Source organism: Brevundimonas sp. EU05-FHT14B07 (genome assembly GCF_058790795.1).
In genome coordinates, this window is the sequence record NZ_JBYTCZ010000006.1 from 53,747 (window position 1) to 76,909 (window position 23,163).

Below are 23,163 nucleotides of genomic sequence, written 5' to 3' on the forward strand. Positions count from 1 at the left end.
GATTGCTGACTACTCCGGGCGAACGCGCTTCTTGCGGAACGACGGGTTCAGCGTCTGCTTGCGCAGGCGGATGGACTTGGGCGTCACCTCGACCAGCTCGTCGTCGTCGATATAGGCGATGGCCTGTTCCAGCGACATCTGGCGCGGCGGGGTCAGGCGAACGGCCTCGTCCTTGCCGGAGGCGCGGACGTTGGTCAGCTGCTTGCCCTTGATCGGGTTGACGTCCAGGTCGTCCCAGCGCGCGTTCTCGCCGATGATCATGCCCTGATAGGTCTTCTCGCCGGCGCCGACGAACATGATGCCGCGGTCTTCCAGGTTCCACAGGGCGAAGGCGGCGGTTTCACCGTCAGAGTTCGAGATCAGAACGCCCTTCAGACGGCCGGCGATCGCGCCCTTGTGCGGCTCATAGTGGCTGAACACGCGGTTCAGCACGCCCGAACCGCGCGTGTCGGTCAGGAACTCGCCCTGATAGCCGATCAGCGAACGCGACGGCGCCTTCAGGCTGATGCGGGTCTTGCCGGCGCCCGACGGGCCCATGTCGGTCATTTCGGCCTTACGGGCCGACAGTTTCTCGATGACGATGCCCGAGAACTCGTCGTCGACGTCGATCATGACGTCTTCGATCGGCTCCAGCTTCTCGCCGTTCTCGCCGGTCTGGAACACCACGCGCGGACGCGAAATCGAGACCTCGAAGCCTTCGCGGCGCATGTTCTCGATCAGAACGCCCAGCTGCAGTTCGCCACGGCCGGCGACTTCATAGGCGTCGCCGCCTTCGGTCGTGGTCACGCGGATGGCGACGTTGGCCTCGGCTTCCTTCAGCAGACGGTCGCGGATGACGCGCGACTGGACCTTGTCGCCTTCGCGACCGGCCAGGGGGCTGTCGTTAACCGAGACGGTCATGGAGATGGTGGGCGGATCGATCGGCTGGGCGGGCAGAGGCTCGGTGACTTCCATGGCGCACAGGGTGTCGGCCACGGTCGCCTTGGACATGCCGGCGATGGCGACGATGTCGCCCGCTTCCGAACCCTCGTCCAGAGCCTGACGCTTCAGGCCGCGGAAGGCCAGCACCTTGGTGATGCGGCCGCGTTCGATTTCCTTGCCTTCACGGTCCAGGGCGTGGATCGCCATGCCGGGAACGGCCTTGCCGCTCTCGATGCGGCCGGTCAGCAGACGGCCCAGGAACGGATCGCTTTCGATCAGCACGTCCAGCATGCGGAACGGCTTGTCGCGGTTGGCCTGGACGGCGGGCGGCGGGACGTGATCGACGATCAGGTCGAACAGCGGGGCCAGATTGTCGTTGGGCTGGTTCAGGTCCAGCGTCGCCCAGCCGTTGCGGCCCGAGGCGTAGATGTGCGGGAAGTCCAGCTGCTCGTCCGTCGCGCCGATGGCGGCGAACAGGTCGAAGGTCTCGTTGTGGACGCGGTCCGGATCGGCGTGGGCGCGGTCGACCTTGTTGATGCACAGGATCGGGCGCAGGCCCATCTTCAGCGCCTTGGTCAGCACGAACTTGGTCTGGGGCATGACGCCCTCTTCGGCGTCGACCAGGATGACGCAGCCGTCCACCATGCCCAGGATGCGCTCGACCTCGCCGCCGAAGTCGGCGTGGCCGGGGGTGTCGATGATGTTGATGCGGGTTTCACCGGCCTTACCGTTCCAGAGCACCGAGGTGCACTTGGCCAGGATGGTGATGCCGCGCTCTTTTTCCTGGTCGTTGGAGTCCATCGCGCGCTCGGTCTGCGCCTCGTTGGCTCGGAAGACGCCGGACTGGGCGAGCAGTTGGTCCACCAGGGTCGTCTTGCCGTGGTCGACGTGGGCGATGATGGCGACGTTGCGCAGGTTCATTTGAGTATCGCGAAAAGGCGCGGCCGGCATACGGGCGGCCGCTGGTCATGAAAAGGCATGCGGGAGGCGCGCGCCTCTTACAGGCATGTGGACAGAAAGACCAGAGCGGGCGTTCGCCGCGCTGATCGCCGCCTTACCGATATTTCATCCCCGACGCCGCATCCGACGCCGCTGACGGACGCCTCTTTCCCCCCGACGGGCCTGACACAGGCCCATTACGAAGGGGAAATGACGATGGGTTTGATGATTGCAGCCGCGCTAGCCGCCGCCTTGGCCGCGGGCCAGGCGCCGGACATGTATGTGAACGCAGAGGGGCTGAACATGGCCCGACCGGGCGAGGCCATGATCCTGGCCGGCCGCATCCGCACCGCCAGCCGTGACTGGTGCGCCGTCCATCGCGCCGTCCTGACCCCCGACAGCCTTGGCGACGCCAGCGTCTGCGAGCGTGAAATGAGACGCCGGGCCTATGTCGCCCTGCCCCGTCCTCAACGCATCTATTTCGTGCGCGCGGGCGGGCAGACCGCGCTCAATCGGCGCTAGAGCGGTCGCAGCATATAGCGGGCGTCGGCGCCGTAGCTGGCCAGTTTGGCCGCCATGGCCTCGGCGGGTTGCTCGACGAAACCGTGTCGAGACCAAAAGCCGACGGCGTCATTGACCGCGACCAGGGCGATGGCGCGCCATTCGTCTTCCGTCGCCTGTTCGGCCAGTCGCTCGACGATGGCGCCGGTCACGCCCCCGCCCCGCGCCTCGGGGTGCAGGGCCAGATCGTGCAGATAGATCAGGTCCGGCTGGGCCGGCAGGCCTTCGATCACCATGTTCAGCGGCGGCGCGCTCTCGGCCTTCCACGGATAGGCGATCAGATAGCCCCGCGCGGCGCCGTCGCCCTCCCCCAGCACGAAACAGCCGCGCGGATAAAGCGCCAGCCGGTTTTCGAAACAGGCGCGATCCTCGAAATGGTCGGGAAACGACAGCCGCGCCACCTCCACCACCGCATCGATGTCCGTAGGCCGCATGGGCCGCCATTGCAGGGTCATCAGTTCACCTTGGACGGGTCTGGCGGCGCGTCAGGCAGGGCGGATACCGGAACACCGTCGTCCTTCAGCTTCTTCACCTCGGCGGGCGTGGCCTCGCCATAGATTTCGCGCTTCTCGGATCGGCCCTCGTGGATGTCGCGCGCCTCGCGGGCGAAGGTGTCGCCGACGTAGTCGAAGTTGGCCTCGACATGGGCGCGGACCTCGCGGGCGGCGGCCATCATCATCGTCTGCATCTTGGCGGCGGCGTCAGAGGCGGGATCGGCCTTGCGGGCGCCGCTGACGGCCGGGGCCATGATCGCCTTTTCCACCGCGTGCGAACCGCAGAACGGGCATTCCACCAGCCCCCGCGCCGCCTGATCGTCATAGTCGGTCGAGGAGCCGAACCAGGCTTCGAAGGCGTGGGCCTGGTCGCATTTCAGGGCGTAGCGGATCATGGGGCGTTAAACAGCGGGCAGGAAATCGCGATCGTGGGTCAGGCTGGGCACGGCGGCGCGCGCCCTGGCCACGGCCTCCATGTCCAGTTTCGCACGCACGATGCAAGGTTCGTCGTGATCCGCCTTGGCGATGATCTCGCCCCAGGGTCCGACGACGGTGGATCGCCCCCAGGTGCGGCGACCGTCTTCGTGCAGTCCGCCCTGCGCCGGCGCCAGGACGAACGCCCCCGTCTCGATGGCGCGGGCGCGTAGCAGGGTCTCCCAATGCGCCTCGCCCGTCGGGGCGGTGAAGGCGGCTGGCACGGCGATCATCGACGCCCCGGCCTTGGCCAACTGGCGATGCAGATGGGGAAAGCGGATGTCGTAGCAGATGGTCAGGCCCAGCCGACCCCAGGGCGTGTCCGCCACCGACGCCCCGTCGCCGGGCCTCACCGTCGCGCTCTCGCGATAGGTCTCGCCATTGGGCAGGTTCACGTCGAAGACATGCAGCTTGTCGTATCGGGCCACAATCCCGCCCGACGCATCGATCAGGAGCGACCGATTGGCGGCGCGGCCGTCTCCCGCTTGGCCTGACCGGACGATGGCCGAACCGATCAGCAGCCAGACGCCCAATTCCGCCGCCAGACGACGCAGACCCAGAACGGCGACATCCTCGTCCTCGGTCGTGATCGCCGCATCGCGCCGGTCTCGGCGCTGCTCCAGGACATTGGTCCCCTCGGGCGTCAGGATGAACTTCGCTCCGCCCGACGCCGCCTCGCGGATCAGGGGCTCGACATGGGCCAGCGCCGCTCGCGCCGTCGCCGGCGTGCGCGTCTGGATCACGGCGATGTCGAGCCCGCTGCTCATGGATCAGGCGGCCAGAAGTCCGTCCAGCTTGCCGTCGCGATCCAGCGCGTGGATGTCGTCGGAACCGCCGACGTGCTGGCCGTCGATGAAGATCTGCGGGAAGGTCATGCGGCCGCCCGACTTCTCGACCATTTCGGCCTTCTTGTCGGGATCGTTGGACGCGACGATCTCGGTATAGTCCACGCCCTTCTTCTTCAGCAGCGACATGGCGCTGAAGCAGTAGGGGCAGCCAGGCTTGGTGTAGATGACGACGTCGGCCAAGTTCAGATCTCCAAAATAAAATCCAGCGCCCTCAAGCAGCGAGCCGCCGCGCGGCGAGCGATAGGGCGCTCTTCACATAGTCAGTTCACGGGCGTTTCGCACCCGCGCGATGACGGCGAGATCTACGGCGCGCGCTCCGGCGTCGATCAGGGCGCGCGCGCAGGCCTCTCCGGTCGCGCCCGTGGTCAACACATCGTCGATCAGAAGGATGCGTCGTCCCCGGATCCGACGCCGGCCCGCCTCGGTCACGGCGAAGGCCTGCTTGACGTTCAGCCGCCGCCCGCGCTGGCTCTTGCCGCCCTGGCTGGTCGTGTGGGTCGTGCGGACCAGCGCGTCGGGCAAATAGTCGCGGCCGGCGTGCCGGGCCAGCGGCCGGGCGATCTCGGCCGCTTGGTTGAACCGTCGCGACAACAGGCGAAACCGATGCAGCGGCACGGGCAGGATCACGTCCGCGTCTTCGACCAGGTCGGCGGCGGCGCGCCCGATCCAGCGCGCGAACAGGGGCGCGAACTGCTGCTGGTCCCCGTGCTTGAACCTCAGGATCAGACTGCGCGACGCCTCATCATACAGGCAGGCCGCCCGCGCTCTCTCGAAGGCGTAGGGCTTGGCGATACAGGCCGCGCAGCGATCCTCGGCGAAGGCGCCACCGTCAAAGTCGAAGGCCGCTCCGCATCCGTCGCAGACCGGCGCCTCTAGAAATTTGATCCGGCTCCAGGCGTCGGGCGTCAGGCCGGCCGCAGCTGTCGCCTCTCGGCTGTCATGCGCCATCGGCGGCAGGATCAGGTCGGCCAGTCCCCGCCCCGCTCCGCGCAAGTGACGGCCCGCCCCTTCCCAGGCGCGTCGCCAACCCCCATCCTGTGCGTCCATGACCGCCCCCCAATCCCCTTCCGAAGGCCCCCCGCGCATCTTCGACGCCGTTCGACGTCAGGCGCGGTTGGCGCGGTCCGCCGCCCGATTCCCCCAGGCCGACTTCCTGCACGCCCGCGCCGCCGCCAACGCCGCCGAGAGCCTGGAAGCCATACTGCGCGATTTTCCCGTTGCGGTCGATCTGTCCGCCCATCCAGGCGTGTTCGATGCGGCGGTCCGGTCCAGCGACGCCGCCGGCCGCGTCGGTCCTATCCAGACGCCCGTCTCCCTGGCCCAGCGCGCAGCGCCGGGTGCGGACGCGCTGCCGCTGGCCGACGCCTCGACCGATCTGATCGTCTCCCTTTTGACCCTTCACTGGGCCAATGATCTGCCGGGCGCCTTGGCCCAGATCCGGCGCGCGTTGAAACCGGACGGCCTGTTCATCGGCACGCTGTTCGGCGCGGGCACGCTGAAAGAGCTTCGTGCCGTCCTGACCGAGGTCGAACTGGAGGAGCGCGGCGGCGCCCAGGCGCGGGTTTCGCCCTTCGCTGACGGCTATGACGGGGCAGCCCTGTTGCAGCGCGCCGGGTTCGCTTTGCCGGTATCGGACGTGGATCGGTTCACCGTCCGCTACGCCGATCTCTTCGCCTTGATCCGCGACCTGCGCGCCATGGGCGAGACCAACGTGCTGCACGGACCCGTTCGGCCGCTAAGCCGCCGCATCGTGGCGCGCGCCGCCGCCCTCTATGCCGAGCGATACGGTCTCGACGACGGCCGCATCCCGGCGACGTTCGAGATCATCCATCTGGCCGGCTGGAAACCCCACGACAGCCAGCAGAAGCCCCTGCCGCGCGGCTCGGCCAAGACGCGGCTGGCCGATGCGCTGGGCGTCAAGGAAATGACGGGCGAAGAGCCGGACTAGCTGATCGCGGCCTGTATGGCGGCGCTCAGCTTGTTCACTGTGGCGGCCAGGCCGCCGTTCTGGCTGTTCGCCAAGGCGCTGATCGAGGTCACGATCGCCAGGAAGATCAGGGCGCAGAGCAGCCCGTATTCGATGGCTGTGGCCCCGCTCTCATTGCGCAGGAACCGGCCGATAAGACGTCGCATTGCCGGCCTCCCTGGTCGGCGGTGGTCAGAGCAGGTCGCGCAACCAGGCGACCAGAGGTTCGTCCGCCGGAGGCATGGGATAGTCCGAAAGCTTGCTCGGCTTCACCCAGGCGAGGCCGTCGTGTTCACGCGCCGTGACCACGCCGTCCCACCGTCGGCACAGATACAATGGCATCAACAGGTGAAACGAATCGTAAGCGTGACTGGCGAAAACGAACGGCGACAGACAGTTTTCGCTAACGTCGATCCCCAGCTCTTCCTTCAGCTCGCGGATCAGCGCCTGTTCCGGCCGCTCTCCGGGCTCGACCTTGCCGCCCGGAAACTCCCACAGACCGGCCAGCTTCTTGCCTTCGGGACGCTTGGCGATCAGAACCCGCCCATCCACGTCAACCAGGGCGACGGCGACGACCAGGACGGTGGGAAGCGGCGCAGCGGTCACGAGCGATAGTCGCCGTTGATCTCGATGTAGCCCTTGGTCAGATCGCAGGTCCACACGGTCGCCGACGCCCGTCCCGAACCCACGTCGACGGTGATGTCGATTTCGGGGTTCTTCATATAGGCGGTCATCTTGGCCTCGTCGTAGGTCGGGGACGGGGCGCCGTCGATGGCGGCCTGGTGCGGACCGAACTTGATGGCCAGACGGTCGCGGTCGACCGGCTCCTCGGTCTTGCCCACCGCCATGACGACCCGGCCCCAATTGGCGTCCTGACCGGCGATGGCGGTCTTGACCAGAGGGCTGTCGGCGATGGACTTGGCCAGCTTGCGGGCCGAGGCGGGGCTGGCGGCGCCGTCCACCGTCACCTTGACGAACTTGGTCGCGCCTTCGCCATCGCGCACCAGCTGGTGCGCCAGGTCCAGCATCACCTTGTCCAGGGCGGCCGAGAAGCTCTTCAGCCGGCGATCCCCGACCCGCCCGATGCGCGGCGCGCCCGAGGTGCCGGTGGCGAACAGCAGGGCCGTGTCGTTGGTCGAGGTGTCGCCATCCACCGTCACGCTGTTGAAGGTGGTGCGCACGTGCAGGCCCAACAGCGCCTGCAGCACGTTCGGATGGATGTCCGCATCGGTGACGATGAAGGCCAGCATGGTCGCCATGTCCGGCGCGATCATGCCCGATCCCTTGGCGATACCGGCGATCCGGACCTTGTAGCCCTCGATCTCGGCCTCGGCGTAAGAGCCCTTGGGGAAGGTGTCGGTGGTCATGATGCCGCGACCGGCCCGGGCCCAGGCGTCCGCCTCCAGACCGGTCTCGATCTCGGGCAGTTTGGCGACGATCTTCTTGTCGTCCAGCACCACGCCGATCACGCCGGTCGAGGCCAGCATGACGTCGCGCTGACGACAGCCGAACCGTTTGGCGACCTCCGAGGCCGTGCGCCGCGCCGCGTCCGCGCCGGCCTTGCCGGTGAAGGCGTTGGCGCATCCGGCGTTGATCACCAGGGCGCGCACATCCTTGCCGCCCTCGGCCCCGGCCAGATGCTTCTTGCACCAGTCCACGGGCGCCGAGCCGATCTTGTGGCGGGTGAAGACCCCGGCGCAGCTGGTCCCCCGCGCGAACCGGAACACCACCAGGTCGTCGCGCTCATGCTTGTAGAAGCCGGCGCGCGCGGTCGCGATCTCGACCCCGCCGATCGGCGGAATGGTCGGGAACGGCACGGCCAGGGGCGAGATGGCCAGACCCGGCTTGCCGGCGGCGGCCGGCGCAGGCGCGGCGGCTGGCGCCGCATCCGATCCCGGCGTGCGGGTTGCGCGCTTCAGCGCCGTGGCGAACGGGTCCAGCGCCTTTTCGAATGCATGCTCGATCTTCTGGCCGGTCGTAGAGGGAGGCTTGGTCATGTTAGGCGCCCGGAGAAGCGGAAGGAGCAGGCGATGCGGGCGGCGTCTGCGCGGGCAGGCGGACATCCACCTTGGCCTTGCCGCGAAGTTGTTCCAGCAACTGTCGCACGCCCTCATAGGTCAGATAGCGCACGATCTGCGGTCGGGCCTGCTCCAGCGTCGGCGGGTTTTCCTTGCGCCGGTCCTCGACCCTCAGAACGGCCCAGCCGCCCTCGGTCTGGAAAGGCCCGACGGTCGATCCGGCCGGCTTGTCGCGCAGGGCGTCGGCATAGGCTTGGGGCATCACATCCAGCGTCGAATAGCCCAGATCCCCGCCGGAAAACCGCGTCGCCTCGTCGATCGACCGCTCCGCCGCCACCGCCTCGAAGCCGGCGCCCTGGCCCAGAATGCCGATCACGGCGTCCGCCTCGGGCTTGGTGCGCGACAGGATCAGCCGCACGCGGATTTCTTCCGAGGTCTTCGCCAGCCGCAGCTGCTCATTATAAAGGGTCTGCACCGCCTGGTCCGAGACGGCCTTGTTGACCACGCTCTCGACCAGCATGTCGCCCAGGATGCGTTCGCGCGTCGCTTCAAGTCGCCGCTGCGCCAGAGGCGAGGAATCCAGTCGACGCCGCTGCGCCTCTCCGGCCAGCAGCTTTTGGTCGATCACCTCGTCCAGCACCCGGCGGAAGAGATCCGACGTCGTATCCAGCGCCTCGTCCTCGCCGATCAAACCTTGGGCCACCGCCTCGCGCTTCACGTCCGAGGCCCAGATGGTCTCGTCCTGCACCGTGGCCACGGCCTGGTCCCCTTGTTCGGGCGGCCGGTTGTCGCCGCCGCTCGAACAGGCGGCGGTCGAAAGCGCCGCCGTCAGCAAGGCCGCCGTCAGGATACGTGAAGATCGCCGGAATGGGGTCACGGGGGCGCTCCGTCGAAGGCGGCCGAAAGCCCCTCGCGTTGACAGGGGTTAGGCCGGTGCTTAAGTCCCGCCTGCGCCCAAGTCGAGGGGTTTTGATCGTCTGCGCGGCCCTTCGCGCGCGCCTGATGCGGCGCTCCGGGGCTGCGGTCGGTCAGGGCCTCTCTCACGGCGTCCGTATCGCCGCCCCTCACGGGATTTCAGAGCCGCTCAGCTCGCAGACGCTCGACCGCTTACCGGATCCAATATGCTCGGCTTCGCCAAGAAACTTTTCGGCTCTTCCAACGACCGCAAGGTCAAGGCCTTCCAGGACCACGCCCAGCGCATCAATGCGCTGGAGCCCAAGTTCGCCGCCCTGTCCGACGACGAACTGCGGATGATGACCGACGCCTTCCGCGATCGGCTGGCGAACGGCGAGACCCTGGACAAGATCCTACCCGAAGCCTTCGCCGTCGTGCGCGAAGCCTCCAAGCGCGTGCTGGGCCAACGTCAGTATGATGTTCAGCTGGCCGGCGGCATGATCCTGCACGAGGGCGGCATCGCCGAAATGCGGACCGGCGAGGGCAAGACCCTGGTCGCCGTGGCCCCCGTCTATCTGAACGCGCTGCCCGGCAAGGGCGTCCACGTCATCACCGTCAACGACTACCTGGCCCGCCGCGACGCCGAAACGATGGGTAAGGTCTATCGCTTCCTGGGTCTTGAGGTCGGCGTCATCGTCAACGGCCTCAGCCAGGGTCAGCGCCAGGCGGCCTACAACGCCGACGTCACCTACGGCACCAATAACGAGTTCGGCTTCGACTATCTTCGCGACAACCTGGTCTATGACCGGCGCGAGATGGTGCAGCGTCCGCACAACTTCGCCATCGTCGACGAGGTCGACTCCATCCTGATCGACGAGGCGCGCACGCCTCTGATCATCTCCGGCCCGACCGAGGACCGTTCGGATCTCTACAAGGTGCTGGACGGCCTGATCAAAGAGCTGATCAAGGACAAGGACACCTTCGAGCTCGACGAGAAGCAGAAGCAGGTCCTGCTAACCGAGCTGGGCTCCGAGCGGATGGAAGAGGCCCTGGAGGCCGGCGGTCACTTCGCCGCCGACACCACGGGCCTGTACGACGCCGCCAACATCAGCCTGGTTCACCACGCCAACCAGGCCCTGCGCGCCAACACCCTGTATCAGCGTGACAAGGACTATATCATCAAGGGCGGCGAGATCGTCCTGATCGACGAATTCACCGGCCGCATGATGACCGGCCGCCGCCTGTCCGAAGGCCTGCACCAGGCCATCGAGGCCAAGGAAGACGTCAAGATCCAGCCCGAGAACCAGACCCTGGCCTCGGTGACGATCCAGAACTACTTCCGCCTGTACGAAAAGCTGTCGGGCATGACCGGCACGGCCGCGACCGAGGCCCAGGAATTCGGCGACATCTACAAGATGGACGTGCTGGAGGTGCCGACCAACCGGCCGATCCAGCGCAAGGACTATGACGACGAGGTCTATCGGACCCACGCCGAGAAGAACCAGGCCATCGCCAAACAGATCGCCGAATGCCACCTTGCCGGTCAGCCGATCCTGGTCGGCACGGTGTCGATCGAGCGTTCGGAACAGCTGTCGGACCTGCTGAGCCGCTTCGAATACAAGGTCGAAACCTCGCGCACGCTGAAGCCGGAATATGCGGGCAAGGCCAAGGAAGCCGAGAAGATCGGCGACGCCGCCTATGACATCACCTACGAGACCAAGCTGCGCGGCATTCCCCACAGCGTCCTGAACGCGCGCCAGCACGAGCAGGAGGCCTATATCGTCGCCGACGCCGGCCTGCCGGGCGTGGTGACCATCGCCACCAACATGGCGGGCCGCGGCACCGACATTCAGCTCGGGGGCAACCTCGAGATGAAGATGCAGAAGTGGCTGCTGGAACAGCGCAACATGGCCGTCGAGGTCACGCCGGAAATGGAAACGGCCAAGGAGGCCGAGTTCAAGGCCGAGATCGCTGTCCAGAAGAAGATCGCGCTTGAGGCCGGCGGTCTGTTCGTTCTGGGCACCGAGCGCCACGAGAGCCGCCGGATCGACAACCAGCTGCGCGGCCGCACCGGCCGTCAGGGCGACCCCGGCACCTCGAAATTCTACCTGTCGTGCGAGGACGACCTGCTGCGCATCTTCGCCGGCGACCGCCTCGACTCGATCATGAAGACCTTCGGCGTGGCTGAGGGCGAGGCCATCACCCACCCTTGGCTGAACCGCGCCATCGAGACCGCCCAGAAGCGCGTCGAGACCCGCAACTACGACATCCGCAAGAACCTGCTGAAATACGACGACGTCGTGAACGACCAGCGCAAGGCCGTGTTCGAGCAGCGCCAGGAGTTCATGGACTCCGAGGACCTGTCGGAACTGGTCGGCGACTTCCGCCGCGACGTGGTGTCCGACCTGGTCGAACGCTACATGCCGCCCAAGGCCTATGCCGAACAGTGGGACATCGACGGCCTGGACGAAAAGGTCCGCTCGACCCTGGGTCTGGAGCTGCCGCTGCACGATTGGGCCGCCGAGGAAGGCGTGTCGAACGAGGAGATCGAGGACCGGCTTCTGGCCGCCGCCGACGCCCGCGCCGCCGAACGCCTAGAACAGATCGGCGCCGACCAGACGCGCGGTCTGGAAAAGCAGTTCATGCTGCAGATGATCGACATGCAGTGGCGCGAGCACCTGGTCCATCTGGACCACCTGCGCGGCGTCATCGGCCTGCGCGGCTATGGCCAGCGCGACCCGCTGAACGAATACAAGACCGAGGCCTTCTCGCTGTTCGAGAGCCTGCTCTACGACCTGCGCCACAACGTCACCCGCTGGTTGATGACGGTCGAGTTCCGCTTCCAGGCCCCGCCCGAACTGCCCGAGTTCCAGGAGATCCACCTGAACCCCGGCACCGGCGAGAACGAGATGGCCAATCCGTCGGCCCAGAACCCGGAAGGCACGCTGATCGGCGACGACCGCTCCAAACTGCCGATCGAGGCCCTGCCGCCCGGCTGGGAAATGACCGGCCGCAACTCCCCCTGCCCCTGCGGCTCGGGCCGCAAGTTCAAACACTGCCACGGGGCTCTCGTTTAAGAGGCGCCATACGCGGGGCGCTATCACTCGCCGCGTGGCGGCTCGCTGCTTGAGCGCTGGGTGAGATGTCCTAAAGAAGAGGGATGACCTACAAGTCCCTCTTCTCCCGCGCCCTGTCGGCGGCGCCCGGTCGGCTGCATTTCGCCGCGCACAGCCATCACTTGTGGCCCGACGCCAGTTTCGAGGCGCAGCAGCAGACCTGGCTCGACGCCAATCTTCATGCCGACCACAAGTGGGAGCTCGTCTTCGGCCAAGTGATCCCCGAGGCCCAGGCCCATGTCGCGGCCGAGCTGGGCCTGCCCTCGTCCGACAGCATCGTCTTTTCGTCCAACACCCACGACTTCCTGCTGCGCCTGTTTTCGGGCGTCGAGACTAAGCCGGTCCGCATTTTGGCGACCGACGGCGAATTCCACTCCTTCCGTCGTCAGGCCGAACGGTGGGAAGAGGTCGGGGCGGCGGTGGTCACGCGCGTTCCGCTAGCCTCTTTCGACACCTTCGCCGACCGCTTCATCGCCGAGGCGTCCAAGGGTGGTTACGACTGGATCGTGGTCAGCCAGGTGTTCTTCCGCACCGGGGGCCTGTTCGACCGGATCGAGGAGCTTGCCGCCTTGGCGAGACCCGAAGGACCTTGGGTGCTGATCGACGGCTATCACGGCTTCATGGTGACCCCGACCGACCTGTCGGCGGTGGCGAACCGGGTCTTCTATGTCTCCGGCGGCTACAAATACGCCATGTCGGGCGAGGGGGTCTGCTTCCTGCACGCCCCGCCCGGCTTCTGCCCGCGTCCTGTCGTCACCGGCTGGTTCGCGGAGTTCGGCGACCTGTCGGGGCCTCCCGGCGGCGTCCAGTACCGCAGCGACGGCGGTCGCTTCTGGGGCGCCACCTTCGACTGCACCCCGCTGTATCGCTTCAACGCCGTGCGCCGAATGCTGGATCAGCAGGGCTTGGACACCGCCGCCATCGCCGCCCATGCGCGCGATCTGGCGACCAGGTTCCAGCAGGCCGTTCAGGGTGGACAGGCCGGGGTGTTGTCGCAGGCCGAAATCCTCAATCCGGTCGAGGGCGACGCGCCGCGCGCCCGTTTCCTCGCCCTGCGTCATCCCGACGCCCAAGCCTGGTGCGTCGGTCTGCGGGCGGCGAACATCGTCACCGATGTGCGCGAGGACGTCATCCGCTTCGGCTTCGGCCTGTATCAGGACGCCGAGGACGTCGATCGCCTGATCGCGGCCTGCCGATCCCTCTGATCAGTAGAAGGGATCAGTAGAAGGTCGTGTCGTCCTGCTTGCTGGGCGCCGGGGCCGTGCGCGGCGGCGTCCTCGGTTGGTTCGATGCGGGCGGACTCGCCGGGCGGGCTTGAGGCGAGGGCGGCGTCGGCGTGGTCCCTCCCGCCGGCGCATTGACCGGAGGGATCGCCGGCAGGTCCGGATAGGGCATGGCCGAGGGGCGGGCGTCCTGCGCCGGCGCCGCTTCATCGGGCGCGATCGGTCCCGCATCGGACTGGCCCAACCGGTCGGGCGCGCCGACATCGTCGCGGATGAAGGCCCAGGCCTGCCGGTCCGAGCAGCCGCAGGCCTTCAGGAAGCCCTGCTTGTCGCGCCACAGGATCAGCGGATAGCTGATGTCGACGCCGGACTCCTTGAGCAACTGGCTCAGCCGCTCGTTGAAGCGACGTCCGGCCTCCACCACGGCGGTGCGCGCCAGATTGCCGTCCGCCTGCGGCACGCCGGCGGCGGTCCAGCTGTTGGCCGGCGTCGCCATCCAGCGTTGATAAAGCGGCCAGTCACGCGTCAGCCACAGTTCGGCGACCGTCGCCCGCTCCGCCGCCGTCGATTGCGCCGCACCCTCCAGATCGGGGCGGGCGAACAGGATGTAGCGCGTCTCGATCCCCGCCGCCTTCAGCTTGGGCGCCTCGTCGCGCGCGTAACGCAGGGCCGAGGCGCTGTCGCGATAGGTGACGATATACAGGGCCTGTCCCCCGCTGCCGTCCGACACCCAGGACGCCTCGTCCAGCAGTTGCTGCACCTCGGCCTGATTGCGGCTGATCGTGACCGGCTGGAATCGCGAATAGAAGTTCCAATAGGCCCAGTATCCGGCGCCGGCGAGCAGCAGGCCGACCAAGGCCGCCACGATCGAACCCATCAAAAAGCGACGCATGTAATCGGGTGCTCCAGCTTCACCGTTGACCCCTCCTAACGCATAGCATCGAAATCCGTTGTCGCCCTCATCCGGCCACGTCTGCATCGGCGCCCAAAGGGGTTAACCAGAGGCGCCAAAATGTCGCGAAAGATTCCGCCTGATGCGCTCTTGAACGGCGCAGGCGGCTTCCCATTTCCGATTTCGACGCTGCGGGACACTCCCCCTCCGAACCGCAGCGAAGCGAAGCCGGCGCCCTCCCCTCCCCTCCAGGCGCCGCTCGCGCAGGCCGCCGGACTCCCCCAGTCCGGCGGCTTTCTGCTTTGTGGCGCTGCACAATAATTCCAACCTGATCACTGATCATTACAATGAACGGTCTCCGGGGGCTTCCCGAGCGACCGGACCTGGCCTAGTCAGCGGGGGTGGCGCCCCGTCGCGCCGCATCCCTTGCGGCCCTGCCGCGTCGTTCGAGACCGCTCGTCCATGACCGCCCACGATCTGCGCCAACCCGTTCAGCCGATCACCAAGGCCGCGCTGGAGGCGGCCTTCGCCAAGATCGTGGGGACCGGGCCCGGCGCAGTCGAACAGACCTATCTGACCCAGGCGCACGAAGACTATTCGGCCGATGAGACGCCCGAGCTCAGCGGCGAGGATCTGGCCGCCTTGCTCGCCGCCTCCTGGACCGCCGCCAAGGCCTATCCGACCGACGCGGCTGCTCCCGCCATTACCGTCGGCCCGCTGCACGGCGCGTCGGACAAGGTGCTGGATTACGATCTGGTGCGCATCGTCCAGTCCGACGCCCCCTTCCTGGTCGACAGCGTCATGGGCGCCCTGGCCGAGGCCGCCGTGTCCGTGCGCGCCCTGTTCCACCCGGTGGTCGAGCTGGACGGCCGCCGCCTGTCGATCATCATGCTGGTCATCGACAGCGTGCCTCAGGAGCGTCGCGACGCCCTGGGCGAAGGCCTGGCCCAGAGCCTGTCGGATGTGCACGCCGCCGTCGCCGATCACGACGCCATGACGTCTTTGATGCGCCAGGCCGTGCAGCGTCTGGAAGAGACCCCGCCCCCGGTCGATCCCGCCGTCCTGGCCGAGAACATCGCCTTCCTGAAATGGCTGAAGAGCGACCATTTCGTCTTCCTGGGCGCGCGCGACTACGACTATCCGCTGAATGCCGACGGCGACTATGAGGCCGAGGCGCCGCTGGGCCTGTCCACCGACGGCCTGGGCATTCTGGCCGATCCCGAGCGCACCGTGCTGCGCCGCGCGTCGGAACCCGCCGTCCTGACGCGCCAGATGCGCCGTCAGCTGGACCTCAGCGAACCGGTGACGGTGGCCAAGGCCAACGCCCGCTCGCGCGTCCACCGCCGCGCCTACATGGACTATGTCGGGGTCAAGCGTTACGGCCCGGACGGCAAGGCGACCGGCGAGACACGTTTCGTCGGCCTGTTCACGTCGGAAGCCTACGACCAGCTGACGACCGAAGTGCCTCTGCTGCGTCGCAAGGTGGCCAACGCTCTGGCCCGCGCCGACAAGGCGCCCGGCAGCCACAATGAGAAACGTCTCAAGAACATCCTTGAGAATTATCCGCGCGACGAGCTGTTCCAGGTCAGCGAGGACGAACTGCTGTCCATCGCCCTGGGCATCCTTCACCTCTACGACCGGCCGCGCATCCGTCTGTTCTCGCGCCAGGACCCGTTCGACCGCTTCGTCTCGGTCCTGTGCTTCATTCCGCGCGAGAAGTTCGATTCCGCCGTGCGCGAACGTATCGGCCAGATCATCGCTCGCGCTTGGGGCGGCCGCATCTCGGCCTGGTATCCGGAGCTGTCCGACGCGCCCCTGGTGCGCATCCACTACATCATCGGCGTGGAGCCCGGCGCCCACCCGATCCCGGACGCCGCCCAGCTGGAAGCGGACGTCGCCGAGGCCGGTCGCGGCTGGGTCGATCGTTTCGAAGGCGCCCTGCGCCGCTCGGGCGTCGAGGAAGTCGCCGTCGGTCCGCTGAGCGCCCAGTGGGCCAAGGCTTTCGGCGCCGCCTATCGCGATCGCTATGACGCCGACGAGGCCGCAACCGACCTGCAATACGTGAACCGTCTGAACGAGACCGGTCTGCCCGGCGAGGGCAAGGCCGTCGCCGTGCGCGCCTTCCGCACGCCGGACGACAGCCGACTGCAGTTCCGCTTCAAACTCTATCGTCGCGGTCCGGCCGTTCCCCTGTCCGACGTCCTGCCGATCCTGGCCGATATGGGTCTGAAGACGCTGGAGGAATACGGCTATCCGATCCGCCCGCTGGGCGAGGAGGAGATCCACGTCCACGAGTTCCTGATGGAGGATCCGCGCGGCGAGGCGCTGGTCTTCGACGATGTGAAGGGCCCGTTCGAGGACGCCTTCGCCGCCGTCTGGACCGGCCGCAACGAAAGCGACGGCTTCAACCGCTTGGTGATCGAACTGGGCGTGGAATGGCGCGACGCCGCCCTGATCCGCACCCTGGCCCACTATCGCCAGCAGACGGGCCTGGACCCTTCCCAGACGGTGCAGGAAGAGGCCCTGCGCGAATATCCCGACGTGGCTCGCGCGCTTCTGTCGCTGTTCAAGGCCAAGTTCGCGCCTGAAGGGGGCTCGGCCGACGACCGCGCGCCGGCCGTCGCCGAGCTGGACGCCAAGATCGTCACCTTGCTGCAGGACGTGAAGAGCCTGGATCACGACCGGGCCCTGCGCCGCATCGCCGCCCTGATCGGCGCGATCAAACGCACCAACTATTTCCAGCTGGACGCCGACGGTCAGCCCAAGCCGCACATCTCGATCAAGATCGCCTCGCGCGAGCTGGACGATCTGCCCCTGCCCAAACCCTATCGTGAAATCTTCGTCTGGGCGCCGCACGTCGAGGGCGTGCACCTGCGCTTCGGCCCCGTCGCGCGCGGCGGCCTGCGCTGGTCGGACCGTCGCGACGACTTCCGCACCGAGGTCCTGGGCCTGGTCAAGGCGCAGCAGGTGAAGAACGCCGTCATCGTGCCGGTCGGCTCAAAGGGCGGCTTCTATCCCAAGCAACTGCCCCGCACGACGGATCGCGAGGCCATTCAGGGCGAGGCCATCCGCGCCTATCGCACCTTCCTGTCCGGTCTTCTGGACATCACCGACAATATCGCCGCCGACGGTTCGGTGACCCATCCGGCCAATGTCATCGCCTGGGAGGGCGACGACCCCTATCTGGTCGTGGCCGCCGACAAGGGCACGGCGACCTTTTCCGACATCGCCAACGGCGTCTCGGCCTCCTACGGCTTCTGGCTGGGCGACGCCTTCGCCTCGGGCGGCTCCATCGGCTATGACCACAAGGCCATGGGCATCACCGCGCGCGGCGCGTGGGAGGCGGTCAAGCGCCACTTCCGCGAAATGGGCAAGGACATCCAGACCCAGCCCTTCACCATGGTCGGCGTCGGCGACATGTCCGGCGACGTCTTTGGCAACGGCGTCCTTCTGTCCAAGGCGACGCGCCTGGTCGCCGCCTTCGATCACCGCGACATCTTCATTGATCCGAACCCGGATCATCTCACCACTTGGACGGAGCGCAAGCGTCTGTTCGACCTGCCGCGCTCGTCTTGGCAGGACTATGACAAGGCCCTGATCTCGGAAGGCGGCGGCGTCTTCTCGCGCTCGGCCAAGTCGATCCAACTGACGCCCCAGATCAAGGCGGCCCTGGACATCGCCGAGGACGAGCTGGACCCCGTCAGCCTGATCCGCGCCATCCTGAAGGCGCCGGTCGAACTGCTCTATCTGGGCGGCATCGGCACCTATGTGAAATCGGCGGCCGAAACCGACGCCCAGGTCGGGGACAAGGGCACCGACGCACTGCGCATCAACGCCGACGAACTGCGGGTCAAGGTGGTGGGCGAGGGCGCAAACCTCGGCTTCACCCAGGCCGGGCGCATTGCCTTCGGTCAGGCCGGCGGCCGCATCAACACCGACGCCATCGACAACTCCGCCGGGGTCGACACCTCCGACCACGAGGTCAACATCAAGATCCTGGTCGGCTCGGCCGTGACCAACGGCGTCCTGCCGGCCGAGGAGCGCACGCCGCTGCTGGCCTCCATGACCGACGAGGTCGGCCTGAAGGTGCTGGCCCACAACTACGACCAGACCCTGGCCCTGACCCTCCAACAGGCCGAAGGCGTCGGCGCCCTGGACGCCCAGCAGCGGTTCATGCAGAGCCTGTCGGCGCGCGGCAAACTGGACCGCAAGGTCGAGGGCCTGCCCAACGACGCCCGCGTCAAGGAGCTGATGACGGCGGGCATTCCGCTGGCCCGGCCGGAGCTGGCCGTCCTGATGGCCTACGCCAAGCTGGAGCTGTCGGACGATATCGTCGCCTCTCAGGCGCCCGAGGATCCCTTCTTCGAACAGATCCTGGTCCGCTACTTCCCCGAGGCTCTGGCCCGGTTCGAACCGGAGATGAAGAGCCACCGTCTGCGGCGCGAGATCATCGCCACCGTCATGGCCAACGAAGTCGTCAACATGTGCGGCCCGACCTTCCCCGACCGCCTGCGCGGCTCGGCCGAATGCGACACCACCGCGCTGATCATCGCCTTCGAGGCCGCGCGCCGCGTCTTCCGTCTGGACGAGGCCTGGGACGCCGTGTCGGCCCTGGACCTGAAGATCTCGGCCGAGGCGCAGATCGCCCTCTATCAGGAAATCGCCGTCGTCCTGCGTCGTCAGACCTTCTGGCTGGCCCGCCGCGCCAAGGGCGGTCTGTCGGTTCAGGCCCTGATCGACCGCTACCGTCCGATCGCCGACGCCCTGCAGGCCGAGGGCGCGCCGGTCCTGTCGCGCTTCGAACAGGGACGTCTGGATGCGCGCGTTAAACGCTTCGCCGACCACGGCGCGCCTGAGGATCTGACCCGCAGCATCGCCATCATGCGCCCCCTCGTCGCCGCCTCCGACATCGGGGACCTGGCGCAGGAGGCGAACTGGCCGGTCGCGGCCATGGCGCGCCTGTATCACCAGGTCGGGGCCGCCTTCGACTTCGATCGTCTGCGCGCCGCCGCCGGCTCCATTCCGTCTGCGGATCATTTCGATCGTCTCGCCGTCCGTCGTCTGATCGAGGATCTGATGAACGAGCAGGCGGCCCTGACCCGCGCCGTCGCCCGCGCCTCCGATCCGTCGGTCGGCGTCAGCGAGGACGCGGCCGAGGCCGCCGTGGACGCCTGGATCGGCTCCAAACAGGCGACGGTCGAGGGCGTGCGCGCTTCGGTGGACGAGATCGAACAGTCGGGCTCGGGCTGGACCTTCGCCAAACTGACGATCGCCAACGCGACGATTCGCGATCTGGCGACGGCGGCCGTGAATGGTTAGTCGTGCTATCGGCCGTCGGACGGCTTGAGCACGTGATCGCTTGACGAAGCCGTCGTCGCACGGCCTCTTCAGGCGCTGATCAGGCTGGGGAGGCCGCAATGCCGAGAAAGTTCCTCGTCGTCGTCGATGACAGTCCGGAGTTCGAGGCCGCCCTGCGGTTCGCCTCGCGCCGGGCGAAATCGACGGGCGGGCGCGTGGTCATGCTGCGCGTCCTGCCGACCGACAGCGACGCCCACTGGTCGGGCGTGCGCGAGGAAATCGAACGCCAGCAGCGCCAGGAGGCGGAAATCCTGCTGAACCGCTTGGGCGAGGAGGCGCAGACCCGCTCCGGCGCCGCGCCGGTCTTCCTGATCGAAAAGGGCGACGCCCAGGCCGCGATCAAGAAGGTCGTCGCCGCCGATCCCGACATCAAGATCCTGGTGCTGGCCGCGGGAACCAGCTCGCGCGGCCCCGGCCCGCTGGTCTCGGCCATCATCAAACAGGGCGCGCAGATCGGCGGCCGCAAACTGCCCGTCACCATCGTCCCTGGCGAACTGACCGAAGACGAGATCGAAGACCTGGCCTAGCCCTCGGCCGGCGGCTGGGCGGCCCGCAGCTTGTCGCGCAGCGCCCCCAGGCCTTGGCGCAGGTCGGTCAGCGCTTCGGGCGTCATCTCGGTGGCGTCCAGCACCGACTGCGGCAGGCAGGCGGCTTCGACAGCCAACGCGCGTCCTGCATCGGTCAGGCTGACGCGCACCACCCGCTCATCCGCCCTGTCGCGCGCCCGCGTCACCAGCCTGGCCGCCTCCAGCCGTTTGATCAGCGGGGTCAGGGTATTGGATTCGAGAAACAGCTGCTCGCCCAGCCGGCCGACCGTCTGTTCGTCCTCACGCCAGAGCAGGGCCATGGCCAGGAACTGCGGATAGGTCAGGCCCATCCGGTCCAGCAACGGCTTGTAGAACCGGTTAAACGCCAGGTTCGCCGAATAGGCGGCGAAACACAGCATGTCATCGACAGCCATGGCAGCGGAGGAGGGGGCGGGTGAGGTCATAGGAAGATAATAATCGCACGCGATACAATCGCAAGCTTGACGCCTACTGCCAGGCGCACTAAATTACGTCACGAGATTAAATCGCGCACGATATTTACGCCCTTCCGGAGCTGATCCCCATGTCCATCAACACCCTGTACCGCACCACCGCCGTCGCCACGGGCGGCCGCGACGGCCGCGCCGCCACCACCGACGGCTCCCTGGATGTCGCCCTGGGCACGCCCAAGGAGCTGGGCGGCGCCGGCGTCGGCAATAACCCCGAACAGCTGTTCGCGGCTGGCTACGCGGCCTGCTTCCTCGGCGCCATGAAGTTCGTCGCCTCTCAGGGCGGTCACGCCAAGGTGCCTGCCGACGCCGCCGTCAACGCCACGGTCGGCATCGGTCCGCGCAGCGACAAGGGCTTCGGCCTGGAGGTGGCGCTGGAGGTCAGCCTGCCGGGCGTGGATCGCGCCGAGGCCGAAGCCCTGGTCGCCGAGGCGGATACCGTCTGCCCCTATTCGCACGCCACGCGGGGCAATATCGCGGTGACCCTGACCGTCGCCTAACCCTTCGGGACCAGGCGCCACATTCGCAAGGGGTGGCGCACGGTCCCGGCTTCAGCCCCTGCGCGGTCGCCGCGACCCATATAGAGGTCGGCGCGCACCGGTCCGCGAATGGCCGATCCCGTGTCCAGCGCCATGGCCAGACCGCGATAGCTGGCCGTGGCGCCGCGCAGATTGCCCCCGTCGGCCTCCAGCCAGACCAGTTCGCCATAACGCCAGTGGGCCGGGTCGACCGCGATGGCCCGCCGCTCAGTCAGGGGCACGCCCGCCGCCCCCGCCGGGTGGCCGTCATCGTCCGGGTCCAGCCGGAAGAAGATGTAGCGTGGGTTCAGCGCCATGACCGCCTGCGCCTCATAGCCCCGGTGGCTGGCCAGCCAGTCCCGGATCGCATCGCCGGAGGTGCCGTTCTGCGGCAACAGCCCCTGCTGCGCCATCGGTCGGGCGATGCCCACGAACGGCTTGCCGTTGTCGGCGGCATAGGCGGCGCGGCCCCGCGTGCCGTCCTCGAACGTCAGATAACCCGACCCCTGGATCTGCAGAAAGAACAGGTCCTCGGCCCGCATCCAGGCCAAGGCCTGCTCGGGCCGCGCGGCGGATTCGATATAGGCCCGGTCGCCGGCCGCGCGGGGATTGGCGGGCTTGGGCAGGACGGGAGCCGAGAACTCGGCGTCCGGCCGTCGCCGCGCCGGATATTCGGGCGCGAAATAGGAGGTCAGCAGGCCCGGTCGCCCGTCCGGCGTCTGGGCCGGGATCGCGCTGAAGCTGGCCTCGAAGAAGGCGCGCGCCTGCGACGGCGTGATCGTCATTGTCGTCGCCACGGCCTTGGCGCGTCCGCAGACCCGGCGGGCGGCCTCGTCACGCGCCGCGCCGCACCCGTCCACATAGGCCCGGAAGGCGGCCAGATGGTCCTCCTGGCTCCAGCCCGGCAGCACGGCGGGGCTCAGGGCGTCAGACGGCGCGGGGGGCGGGGTCGGATTGGGCGATGGCGTATAGGGTACCGGCCCCGTCTGCGGCCCTGTCGTCCCTGTCGCGCCAATCGGCGTCATCGGCCCGGTCGAACAGGCGGCGACAGCCAGGGCGGCCGTCAGCGTCGCCAGTCCGCCCGACCGGCCGCGAACCGCCATCAGGCGTTGGCCGGCTCGACGCGCGCCAGGACCCAGTTCGGGTCCGTCGCGCCCAGGGTGCGTTCGAACGTCCAGTGTTCGGCCGTGCGGCGTTCCTCGATCAGCGGCTCGCCCGTCGTCGCGTCCGCCGTTTCGCCAGAGGCCTTGGTCACCCGACTGCGCAGTTCCGCCAGGAACCGCACCTTGGCCACGGCCTTGTCGCCCTCGGCGACCGCGCCTTCCAGATCGGCCCGGGGCGGATACAGGAACTCGACCGTCTCGGTCTCGCCACGCGTCTCGCGCGCTGCGATGCCGGCCTCGAACGAGGCGAAGACGTTCGGCTTCAGCAACGGCTTCAGCGCGGCCCGGTCGCCGGCGGCGTAGCCGCGCACGATGGTCTCATAGGCCTGGCGCGCGCCGTCCAGGAAACGGGCGGGGTCGAACGCCGGATCGCGCGCCTTCAGGCTGGCGATGGAGGCCAGGGTCGCCGGGTCGATCGCCGCGATCTTGGGCGTCTCGGCCTGGGCCGGGCCGGGCGGCGCGATCTTGGCGTCTTCCTGCGGCTGACGGCCCACCCGCTTGCCCAGCACATTGTAGAGCTGGAACAGCACAAAGGCTGCGATGAAGGCGAAGACGACGACCTGGAACTGAACCGGCATGTTCAAGAGGAGATTCCTGTAGCGAACGACGGGTGCGCCAAACACTTAGTCTGGCGTGATTACGGGCTCATATAGGGTGAGGCAAGGCGAAGCGCGCCCCCAATCGCGCGCGCGACGTTGCGGCCAAGCGTCCCGGCATGGTAGTCGCGGCGCCTCATTCCGGC

21 protein-coding genes are annotated in these 23,163 nt (G+C 67.7%); 7 read left to right on the forward strand and 14 right to left on the reverse strand.

Annotation, left to right across the window (positions count from 1 at the left end; all coding sequences use genetic code 11):
- Positions 1-9 precede the first annotated feature (9 nt).
- Positions 10-1,842 carry a translational GTPase TypA gene (gene typA, locus AC3WRC_RS13915; RefSeq protein ID WP_055755091.1) on the reverse strand — a complete coding sequence of 611 codons (1,833 nt, stop codon included), beginning with the start codon at positions 1,840-1,842 and terminating at the stop codon, positions 10-12.
- Between the two features lie 234 nt (positions 1,843-2,076).
- Between typA and AC3WRC_RS13920 the strand changes: the two genes are divergently transcribed.
- Positions 2,077-2,382 carry a UrcA family protein gene (locus tag AC3WRC_RS13920; protein WP_492304233.1) on the forward strand — a complete coding sequence of 102 codons (306 nt, stop codon included), beginning with the start codon at positions 2,077-2,079 and terminating at the stop codon, positions 2,380-2,382.
- Here the strand turns inward: AC3WRC_RS13920 and AC3WRC_RS13925 are convergent.
- From AC3WRC_RS13925 to AC3WRC_RS13945, 5 genes are all read right to left on the reverse strand, one after another.
- Positions 2,379-2,876, reverse strand: a complete 498-nt coding sequence (locus AC3WRC_RS13925; protein ID WP_492304234.1) for a GNAT family N-acetyltransferase — start codon at positions 2,874-2,876, stop codon at positions 2,379-2,381. The genes AC3WRC_RS13920 and AC3WRC_RS13925 overlap by 4 nt on opposite strands.
- Positions 2,876-3,310: a DUF1178 family protein gene (locus AC3WRC_RS13930; protein WP_492304235.1), complete on the reverse strand. Its 435-nt coding sequence runs from the start codon at positions 3,308-3,310 to the stop codon at positions 2,876-2,878. Before AC3WRC_RS13930 ends, AC3WRC_RS13925 begins: the two co-directional genes overlap by 1 nt.
- A 6-nt stretch (positions 3,311-3,316) precedes the next feature.
- Positions 3,317-4,156 (reverse strand): carbon-nitrogen hydrolase family protein, encoded by an 840-nt coding sequence (locus AC3WRC_RS13935; RefSeq protein ID WP_492304236.1) that lies wholly within the window; start codon positions 4,154-4,156, stop codon positions 3,317-3,319.
- Positions 4,157-4,159: 3 nt separating this feature from the next.
- Complete coding sequence (grxC, locus tag AC3WRC_RS13940) at positions 4,160-4,417, reverse strand: glutaredoxin 3 (protein ID WP_055755096.1); 258 nt, start codon at positions 4,415-4,417, stop codon at positions 4,160-4,162.
- 72 nt (positions 4,418-4,489) lie between these two features.
- Positions 4,490-5,284, reverse strand: coding sequence for a ComF family protein (locus AC3WRC_RS13945; protein WP_091751930.1), 795 nt, complete (start codon positions 5,282-5,284; stop codon positions 4,490-4,492).
- Here AC3WRC_RS13945 and AC3WRC_RS13950 point away from each other — a divergent pair.
- Positions 5,283-6,185 (forward strand): methyltransferase domain-containing protein, encoded by a 903-nt coding sequence (locus AC3WRC_RS13950; RefSeq protein WP_112863068.1) that lies wholly within the window; start codon positions 5,283-5,285, stop codon positions 6,183-6,185. The two genes, AC3WRC_RS13945 and AC3WRC_RS13950, sit on opposite strands and share 2 nt — an antisense overlap.
- Here AC3WRC_RS13950 and AC3WRC_RS13955 read toward each other — a convergent pair.
- The 4 genes from AC3WRC_RS13955 to AC3WRC_RS13970 are packed head-to-tail and all read right to left on the reverse strand — an operon-like array spanning position 6,182 to position 9,098.
- Complete coding sequence (locus AC3WRC_RS13955) at positions 6,182-6,370, reverse strand: Flp family type IVb pilin (protein ID WP_039246696.1); 189 nt, start codon at positions 6,368-6,370, stop codon at positions 6,182-6,184. The genes AC3WRC_RS13950 and AC3WRC_RS13955 overlap by 4 nt on opposite strands.
- A 25-nt stretch (positions 6,371-6,395) precedes the next feature.
- Positions 6,396-6,809 (reverse strand): (deoxy)nucleoside triphosphate pyrophosphohydrolase, encoded by a 414-nt coding sequence (locus AC3WRC_RS13960; protein WP_492304237.1) that lies wholly within the window; start codon positions 6,807-6,809, stop codon positions 6,396-6,398.
- On the reverse strand, positions 6,806-8,200 hold the full coding sequence (gene argJ, locus AC3WRC_RS13965; protein WP_492304238.1) for a bifunctional glutamate N-acetyltransferase/amino-acid acetyltransferase ArgJ: 1,395 nt from the start codon (positions 8,198-8,200) through the stop codon (positions 6,806-6,808). Before argJ ends, AC3WRC_RS13960 begins: the two co-directional genes overlap by 4 nt.
- 1 nt (position 8,201) lies before the next feature.
- Entirely contained in the window at positions 8,202-9,098 is an 897-nt protein-coding gene (locus AC3WRC_RS13970) for a peptidylprolyl isomerase (protein ID WP_492304239.1), read from the reverse strand.
- A 244-nt stretch (positions 9,099-9,342) separates the two neighbouring features.
- Between AC3WRC_RS13970 and secA the strand changes: the two genes are divergently transcribed.
- Both secA and AC3WRC_RS13980 read left to right on the forward strand, forming a co-directional pair.
- Positions 9,343-12,192, forward strand: coding sequence for a preprotein translocase subunit SecA (gene secA, locus AC3WRC_RS13975; protein ID WP_492304240.1), 2,850 nt, complete (start codon positions 9,343-9,345; stop codon positions 12,190-12,192).
- Between the two features lie 83 nt (positions 12,193-12,275).
- Positions 12,276-13,436, forward strand: coding sequence for an aminotransferase class V-fold PLP-dependent enzyme (locus tag AC3WRC_RS13980; protein ID WP_492304241.1), 1,161 nt, complete (start codon positions 12,276-12,278; stop codon positions 13,434-13,436).
- A gap of 13 nt (positions 13,437-13,449) precedes the next feature.
- Here the strand turns inward: AC3WRC_RS13980 and AC3WRC_RS13985 are convergent, their stop codons facing one another.
- Entirely contained in the window at positions 13,450-14,346 is an 897-nt protein-coding gene (locus AC3WRC_RS13985; RefSeq protein ID WP_492304242.1) for a hypothetical protein, read from the reverse strand.
- Between the two features lie 462 nt (positions 14,347-14,808).
- Here AC3WRC_RS13985 and AC3WRC_RS13990 point away from each other — a divergent pair, with 462 nt between their 5' ends.
- Positions 14,809-19,665 carry an NAD-glutamate dehydrogenase gene (locus AC3WRC_RS13990; RefSeq protein ID WP_492304243.1) on the forward strand — a complete coding sequence of 1,619 codons (4,857 nt, stop codon included), beginning with the start codon at positions 14,809-14,811 and terminating at the stop codon, positions 19,663-19,665.
- Between the two features lie 98 nt (positions 19,666-19,763).
- Positions 19,764-20,231, forward strand: a complete 468-nt coding sequence (locus tag AC3WRC_RS13995; RefSeq protein WP_055755105.1) for a universal stress protein — start codon at positions 19,764-19,766, stop codon at positions 20,229-20,231.
- Here AC3WRC_RS13995 and AC3WRC_RS14000 read toward each other — a convergent pair.
- Complete coding sequence (locus AC3WRC_RS14000; protein WP_492304244.1) at positions 20,228-20,695, reverse strand: MarR family winged helix-turn-helix transcriptional regulator; 468 nt, start codon at positions 20,693-20,695, stop codon at positions 20,228-20,230. The two genes, AC3WRC_RS13995 and AC3WRC_RS14000, sit on opposite strands and share 4 nt — an antisense overlap.
- 125 nt (positions 20,696-20,820) lie before the next feature.
- Between AC3WRC_RS14000 and AC3WRC_RS14005 the strand changes: the two genes are divergently transcribed.
- Positions 20,821-21,240, forward strand: coding sequence for an organic hydroperoxide resistance protein (locus AC3WRC_RS14005; protein ID WP_369814644.1), 420 nt, complete (start codon positions 20,821-20,823; stop codon positions 21,238-21,240).
- Here AC3WRC_RS14005 and AC3WRC_RS14010 read toward each other — a convergent pair.
- Positions 21,237-22,361 (reverse strand): MltA domain-containing protein, encoded by a 1,125-nt coding sequence (locus tag AC3WRC_RS14010; protein WP_492304245.1) that lies wholly within the window; start codon positions 22,359-22,361, stop codon positions 21,237-21,239. The genes AC3WRC_RS14005 and AC3WRC_RS14010 overlap by 4 nt on opposite strands.
- Positions 22,361-22,999 carry a TIM44-related membrane protein TimA gene (gene timA, locus AC3WRC_RS14015; protein ID WP_492304279.1) on the reverse strand — a complete coding sequence of 213 codons (639 nt, stop codon included), beginning with the start codon at positions 22,997-22,999 and terminating at the stop codon, positions 22,361-22,363. The genes AC3WRC_RS14010 and timA overlap by 1 nt, the downstream gene beginning before the upstream one ends.
- Positions 23,000-23,163 lie beyond the last annotated feature (164 nt).

What these genes read in the sequence shown, in the direction of transcription:
- typA (WP_055755091.1), bottom strand. Translation starts at nt 1,842, where the DNA reads ATGAACCTGCGCAACGTCGCCATCATCGCCCACGTCGACCACGGCAAG.
- AC3WRC_RS13920 (WP_492304233.1), top strand. Translation starts at nt 2,077, where the DNA reads ATGGGTTTGATGATTGCAGCCGCGCTAGCCGCCGCCTTGGCCGCGGGC.
- AC3WRC_RS13925 (WP_492304234.1), bottom strand. Translation starts at nt 2,876, where the DNA reads ATGACCCTGCAATGGCGGCCCATGCGGCCTACGGACATCGATGCGGTG.
- AC3WRC_RS13930 (WP_492304235.1), bottom strand. Translation starts at nt 3,310, where the DNA reads ATGATCCGCTACGCCCTGAAATGCGACCAGGCCCACGCCTTCGAAGCC.
- AC3WRC_RS13935 (WP_492304236.1), bottom strand. Translation starts at nt 4,156, where the DNA reads ATGAGCAGCGGGCTCGACATCGCCGTGATCCAGACGCGCACGCCGGCG.
- AC3WRC_RS13950 (WP_112863068.1), top strand. Translation starts at nt 5,283, where the DNA reads ATGACCGCCCCCCAATCCCCTTCCGAAGGCCCCCCGCGCATCTTCGAC.
- AC3WRC_RS13945 (WP_091751930.1), bottom strand. Translation starts at nt 5,284, where the DNA reads ATGGACGCACAGGATGGGGGTTGGCGACGCGCCTGGGAAGGGGCGGGC.
- AC3WRC_RS13955 (WP_039246696.1), bottom strand. Translation starts at nt 6,370, where the DNA reads ATGCGACGTCTTATCGGCCGGTTCCTGCGCAATGAGAGCGGGGCCACA.
- argJ (WP_492304238.1), bottom strand. Translation starts at nt 8,200, where the DNA reads ATGACCAAGCCTCCCTCTACGACCGGCCAGAAGATCGAGCATGCATTC.
- secA (WP_492304240.1), top strand. Translation starts at nt 9,343, where the DNA reads ATGCTCGGCTTCGCCAAGAAACTTTTCGGCTCTTCCAACGACCGCAAG.
- AC3WRC_RS13980 (WP_492304241.1), top strand. Translation starts at nt 12,276, where the DNA reads ATGACCTACAAGTCCCTCTTCTCCCGCGCCCTGTCGGCGGCGCCCGGT.
- AC3WRC_RS13985 (WP_492304242.1), bottom strand. Translation starts at nt 14,346, where the DNA reads ATGCGTCGCTTTTTGATGGGTTCGATCGTGGCGGCCTTGGTCGGCCTG.
- AC3WRC_RS13990 (WP_492304243.1), top strand. Translation starts at nt 14,809, where the DNA reads ATGACCGCCCACGATCTGCGCCAACCCGTTCAGCCGATCACCAAGGCC.
- AC3WRC_RS13995 (WP_055755105.1), top strand. Translation starts at nt 19,764, where the DNA reads ATGCCGAGAAAGTTCCTCGTCGTCGTCGATGACAGTCCGGAGTTCGAG.
- AC3WRC_RS14000 (WP_492304244.1), bottom strand. Translation starts at nt 20,695, where the DNA reads ATGACCTCACCCGCCCCCTCCTCCGCTGCCATGGCTGTCGATGACATG.
- AC3WRC_RS14010 (WP_492304245.1), bottom strand. Translation starts at nt 22,361, where the DNA reads ATGGCGGTTCGCGGCCGGTCGGGCGGACTGGCGACGCTGACGGCCGCC.
- timA (WP_492304279.1), bottom strand. Translation starts at nt 22,999, where the DNA reads ATGCCGGTTCAGTTCCAGGTCGTCGTCTTCGCCTTCATCGCAGCCTTT.